5 protein-coding genes are annotated in these 5,908 nt (G+C 64.8%); all 5 read left to right on the forward strand.

The features are described from left to right. Nucleotides 1-272 precede the first annotated feature (272 nt). A complete protein-coding gene (locus tag ACYP5B_RS52680; protein ID WP_459575446.1) occupies nucleotides 273-1,229 on the forward strand; it encodes an ABC transporter permease in 957 nt (318 codons plus the stop codon). Beyond that, nucleotides 1,229-2,173 carry an ABC transporter permease gene (locus tag ACYP5B_RS52685; protein ID WP_400095426.1) on the forward strand — a complete coding sequence of 315 codons (945 nt, stop codon included), beginning with the start codon at nucleotides 1,229-1,231 and terminating at the stop codon, nucleotides 2,171-2,173. The genes ACYP5B_RS52680 and ACYP5B_RS52685 overlap by 1 nt, the downstream gene beginning before the upstream one ends. Before the next feature lie 67 nt (nucleotides 2,174-2,240). Beyond that, nucleotides 2,241-3,896, forward strand: coding sequence for an ABC transporter substrate-binding protein (locus tag ACYP5B_RS52690; protein ID WP_459575452.1), 1,656 nt, complete (start codon nucleotides 2,241-2,243; stop codon nucleotides 3,894-3,896). A 28-nt stretch (nucleotides 3,897-3,924) separates the two neighbouring features. Beyond that, nucleotides 3,925-4,908 carry an ABC transporter ATP-binding protein gene (locus ACYP5B_RS52695; RefSeq protein WP_459575448.1) on the forward strand — a complete coding sequence of 328 codons (984 nt, stop codon included), beginning with the start codon at nucleotides 3,925-3,927 and terminating at the stop codon, nucleotides 4,906-4,908. Further along, nucleotides 4,895-5,908, forward strand: a 1,014-nt coding sequence (locus ACYP5B_RS52700; RefSeq protein ID WP_459575454.1) for an ABC transporter ATP-binding protein, incomplete at its 3' end; no start/stop codon positions are given. The genes ACYP5B_RS52695 and ACYP5B_RS52700, both read left to right, overlap by 14 nt.

The raw sequence follows: 5,908 nt of genomic DNA on the forward strand, positions 1-5,908 counted from the left end.
TTCGGTTGTCATGAATTAGAACTCTGGGTATGCTGAATGGGCTATCTGCACAAACAGCAGCTTGGTGGAAGGCTCCTAGGAAGTAATCCGAGTTTTCATCAGATATCGCTTGATTTGCGCGTTAGGTGATTCTTATCCGATGCGTTGGGCGATCACAAGAAGCACCGAACAGGAGACGGCATGGTCGGGGCGACACTCTTTATCGTATCTGCGGTATCTTTTACCAGGGCGCGTGGAATGACCTTGCCGGGCGTCACCGAGGCGGGCGCACCATGAGTGCCTACATCCTGCGCCGCCTGCTGGCGCTGCTGCCCACCCTCCTGTTTGCCAGCCTGATCGTCTTTGTGATCGTGCGCATGGTGCCGGGCGATGTGGTGGACCTGATGCTGAGCCAGAACGACATCAGCGCCGACACCAAGAGCCGCGAGGACCTGATCCGCGTGCTGGGCCTTGACCAGCCGATGTGGTTCCAGTACGTCCACTGGATCGGCAACATCGTATTGCACGGGGATCTTGGCCAGTCCCTGTGGCAGGGCGAGCCGGTGCTCAAGATGGTGTTGGCGCGCATGCCCGCCACCTTCTCCCTGGGGGTGCTTGCCCTGTTCGTGGCGCTGTCGGTAGCGCTGCCCGTGGGCGTGCTGTCGGCGATCCGGCAGGACACCGCGGCCGACTACGTGGCGCGCTCGTTTTCCATCCTGATGCTGGCGGTGCCCAGCTTCTGGATGGGCACGATGATCATGGTGTTTCCTTCCGTGTGGTGGGGCTGGTCGCCCGAGGTGCGCTACGTCCCCTTCCTGGAAGACCCGCTCCAGCACATCAGCAACATGCTGGTGCCCGCCATCATTCTTGGCATGGCGCTGTCGGCCGTCACCATGCGCATGACGCGCACGATGATGCTGGAGGTGCTGCGCCAGGACTACATCCGCACGGCATGGGCCAAAGGCTTGAACGAGCGCCTGGTGATCCTGCGCCATGCGTTGCGTAACGCGCTGATCCCGGTGGTGACGCTGATCGGCCTGCAGGCGCCGCTGCTGATCGGCGGGGCCGTGGTGATCGAGCAGATCTTCGCGCTGCCGGGCATGGGGCTGTTGCTGCTGGATGCGGTGAACCAGCGGGACTATCCCGTGATCACCGGCGTGTTCCTGGTGGTCGGCGTGGCTGTCATGCTCATCAACCTGCTCGTGGACCTGAGCTACGGGCTGTTCGACCCGAAAGTGAGGCACCGCTGATGGCACGTCCGATCGCAAACGCCCCGACACTCAAGACGGCGCAATCCGCGCAATCCGCGCAAGCAGTGCAGTCCACGTCCGGCCCTGGCCGGCTCGGGGCGGCCTTCGCGCTGGTGGGCCGCCTGTTCCGCGAGAAGCCGCTGGGCGCCGCCGGCGCGGTGATCTGCCTGATCTTCCTGTTCTGCGGTGTCTTTGCGGACTGGCTGGCGCCGTATGGCGTCAACGAGATCAGTATGATGAAGCGGCTGCAGCCACCCTCGTGGGCGCACCCCTTCGGCACCGACAACCTCGGACGCGACATGCTCTCGCGCTGCCTGTACGGCGCGCAGCTCTCGGTCATCATCGGGCTGTCGGCCGCCACGCTGGCCACCGCCATCTCGGTGCTGATCGGCATCCTGACCGGCTACCTGGGCGGAAAGTTCGACCTGATCGTGCAGCGCATGGTGGATGCGTGGATGAGCTTTCCCGACCTGGTGATCCTGATCGTGGTGGTGTCCGTGCTCGGCCCGGGCAGCTGGCAGATCATCGGCACGCTGGGCCTGCTGCTGGGCGTGGGCGGGTCGCGCATCATCCGCAGCGCGGTGGTCTCGGTGCGCGAGAACATGTATGTGCATGCCGCGCAGTCCATGGGCGCATCCACTGGCCGCATCCTGTGGCGTCACATCCTGCCCAACGTGCTGCCGCCCATCATCGTGCTGTTCACCACGCGCGTGGGCACCGCGATCCTGGCCGAGTCCGGCCTGTCCTTCCTCGGGCTGGGCGTGCCGCCGCCGGCGCCGACCTGGGGCGGCATGCTCTCGGGCAACGGCCGCACCTTCATGTTCCAGGGGCCCTGGCTGGCCTTGGCCCCCGGCATCTGCCTCACCGTTGTCGTCTATGCCATCAACGTCTACGGCGACGCGCTACGTGACCTGCTCGACCCGCGCATGCGCGGATCGCGATAACCAACAACGGACGACAACGATGGAGGGACGCGGCTTGAACCGGACTATATCTTCAGTGGTGGCGGGCATGGCACTGGCGCTTGGCGCCGGCGCGGCCTGCGCGCAGGCCGAAGCGCCGAAGTACGGCGGCAATCTCGAGATCGGCTCGATGTATCCCACCATCTCCGCCCTGTCCTGGGACCTGGCGGACTGGAACTGGAAGCAGAACTACGACACCGGCCAGGTCTACGAGCAGCTCTTCGTTGCTGATCTTTCCAAGGCGAAGCGCAATGGTGGCAAGTACGCGTTTCAGGCCGATGCGTGGCTCCCCGAGGATGCCATACGCGGCGAGCTGGCCGAGAGCTGGAAGTGGGTCGACCCGCTGACGCTCGAAGTCAAGTTGCGCAAGGGCGTGAAATTTCCCGCCAAGACGGGCGTGATGGACGAGCGCGAACTGGTGGCCGACGACGTGGTCTTCAGCTACAACCGCCAGAACACCAGCGCGAAGAAGATCCCCACGTACTACGACCACCTCACCAAGGTGGAGGCAACGGACAAGCACACCGTGGTATTCCGCTTCAATGAGTTCAACGCCGAATGGGATTACCGCTTCGGCTGGGGCTACTACTCCGGCATCATGCCCAAGGAAGTGGCGACCGCCGGGGCCGGCAACTGGAAGAACGTGAACGGCAGCGGGCCCTTCTTGCTGAGCAACTTCGTCCAGGGCACCGCCAGCACGTATACGAAGAACGAGCAGTACTGGGATAGCGACAAGGTTGGCGGCAAGGACTACAAGCTGCCCTTCGTCGACAAGGTGGTGCTGCGCACGGTCAAGGACGAGTCCACCCGCAACACCATGCTGCGCACCGGCAAGCTGGATGTGCTCGAATCTGTCCGCTGGACCGCGGTCGATGAGCTCAAGAAGAACGCGCCGGCGCTCAAGTGGTCGCGCTGGTTGTCGACCAATGGACAGTACGTGGCGCTGCGTGTCGATACCAAGCCGTTCAACGACCTGCGCGTGCGGCGCGCGCTGAACATGGCGGTCAACAAGCAGGAGATCGTCAAGCAGTTCTATGGCGGCAATGCCGAACTGTTCGCCTATCCGCAGCATCCGGATTACGCCGGCTACTTCGAGCCGCTGAGCGCCATGCCGGAGTCGGTGAAGGAGCTGTTCACCTACAACCCGGACAAGGCACGCAAGCTGCTGGCCGAGGCGGGATATGCGAAAGGCTTCACCTTCAAGGTGCAGGTATGCGCCTGCCAGCCGGAGCACCTGGAGCTGCTGCCGCTGATCGGCGCCTACCTGGAGCAGGTTGGCGTGCGCATCGAGATCCAGCCGATGGAGTACGGTGCGTTCCTGTCGGCCATGACCACCAAGACCAATGCGCCCGGCTACCTGATGAGCAACGGCCATACCAACCCGACCACCACGATCCGCAAGAGCTTCGTGAAGGGCCAGGTCTGGAACGCCGCGCAGTGGGGCGACCCCAAGTACGAGCAGCGCGTGAATGAAGCCTTCCAGATGCGCGACCTCGGCCGCCGGCAGGAGTCCTTGCGCTCGCTCACGCGCGATGTGCTCGCGGATGCGCCGTATATCTGGCTGCCGACCCCTTACGTGTACACCGCATGGTGGCCCTGGGTGAAGAACTACAACGCCGAGCTGCGCGCGGGGGCGGTCCGTCCCGGCCCGATCTACGCACGGATGTGGGTCGACCAGGACATGAAGAAGAAGATGGGATTTTGATTCCCTTGCTCCATACAAGGAGGCCCGCATGACGCAACCCATCCTGCAGGTGAACCAGCTGACCACGCGCTTTCGCACCGACCGCGGCGTGGTCACGGCGGTGGACCAGGTCTCGTTCGACGTCGCCCCCGGTGAGACGCTGGCCATCGTCGGCGAGTCCGGCTCGGGCAAGAGCGTGACCGCGCTGTCCATCCTGGGCCTGATTCCCAGCCCGGCGGGGCGCATCGAATCGGGCGAGATCCTCTTCGATGGCCAGGACCTGCTCAAGCTGAGCCCGGCGCGCATGCGGGCGATTCGCGGCAACCGGATCGCGATGATCTTCCAGGAGCCGATGTCGTCGATGAACCCGGCGCTGACGGTTGGCAAGCAGATCGCCGAGCCGATCAACTTGCACCAGGGCATGCCGTGGAAGACCGCCCTCGGCATTGCCGGCGAGCTGCTTGGCAAGGTACAGATCCCCGAGCCGCAGAGCCGGCTGGGCGCCTATCCGCACCAGTTCTCCGGCGGCATGCGCCAGCGCGCCATGATCGCCATGGCGCTGGCCTGCAAGCCGCAACTGATCATCGCCGACGAACCCACCACCGCGCTCGATGTCACGGTGCAGGCGCAGATCCTCGATTTGCTCAAGGACCTCGCCAGCCAGTCCGATACGGCGCTCGTGCTGATTACGCACGACCTGGGCGTGGTGGCCCGCTATGCCGATCGCGTGGCCGTGATGTACGGCGGCCGCATGGTGGAGACCGCCACGGCGCGCGAGCTCTATGGCCATCCCGCGCACCCGTACACGCGCGGGCTGATGGCCTCGGTGCCGCGCATCGACGGCGATACCCGCCAGCCGCTGGTGCCCATCGACGGCCAGCCGCCGGACCTCACGGCGCTGCCCCCGGGCTGCGCCTTCATGCCGCGGTGCAAGCTCGCCACCGATCAATGCGGCCAGTCGCGCCCCGCGCTGCGCGCCGTGCGCCCGAACCACTTCAAGGCATGCTTCCTCCATGACCATGACCACCACTGAGGCGCAGGCCGAGTCCGCCGCCTCCACCGCCTCCGCCGCGCGCCAGCACGGCAAGATCGGCGACGAGATCCTGCGCGTCGAGAACCTCAAGGTTCATTTCCCCGTCACCAAGGGCGTCTTCATCAAACGGCAGGTGGGCTCGGTCAAGGCGGTGGACGGCGTGTCGTTCACGCTCAAGCGCGGGGAGACACTGGGCCTGGTCGGCGAGAGCGGCTGCGGCAAGTCCACGACCGGCCTCGCCATCATCAAGATGCTGGCCGCCAGCGGCGGGCGGATCGCCTTTGACGGCGACGATTTCTCCACCTTCAGCAAGGCGCAGGAAAAGCACTTCCGCCGCAGCGTGCAGATGGTCTACCAGGATCCGTTCGGTTCGCTGAACCCGCGCATGAAAGTCTGCGACATCATCGGCGAGCCGCTCGAAGTGCACGGCATGGCCAATGACCGTGAGCGCTATCGTGCCCGCATCGCCGAGCTGCTGCAGATGGTCGGCCTGCTGCCCTATATGGCGGACCGCTATCCGCACGAGTTCTCCGGCGGCCAACGGCAGCGCATCGGCATTGCGCGCGCATTGGCGGTCGAGCCGAGCCTCATCGTTTGCGATGAACCGGTTTCCGCGCTGGACGTATCGATCCAGGCGCAGGTGGTCAATGTGTTCATGGAGCTGCAGCGGCGCCTCGGATTGACTTATGTCTTCATTGCGCACGACCTGGCGGTGGTGCGGCATATCAGCGACCGTATCGCCGTCATGTACCTCGGCCGCATCGTCGAGATCGCGAGCCGCGATGCGCTATATGCCAATCCTCGGCATCCTTATACGCAAGCGCTGTTGTCGGCGGTGCCGGTGGCCAGCGTCGAGGCTGAGGAGAAGCGGCAGCGCATCGTGTTGAAGGGCGAGGTGCCCAGTCCCTTGAATCCGCCATCCGGGTGTCGTTTTCATCCGCGCTGCGCGCGGGCTGTTGGGCGTTGCCGGGTGGAGGATCCGGTGTTGAGGGGGAGGGGG

Source organism: Cupriavidus sp. 8B, assembly GCF_054589115.1.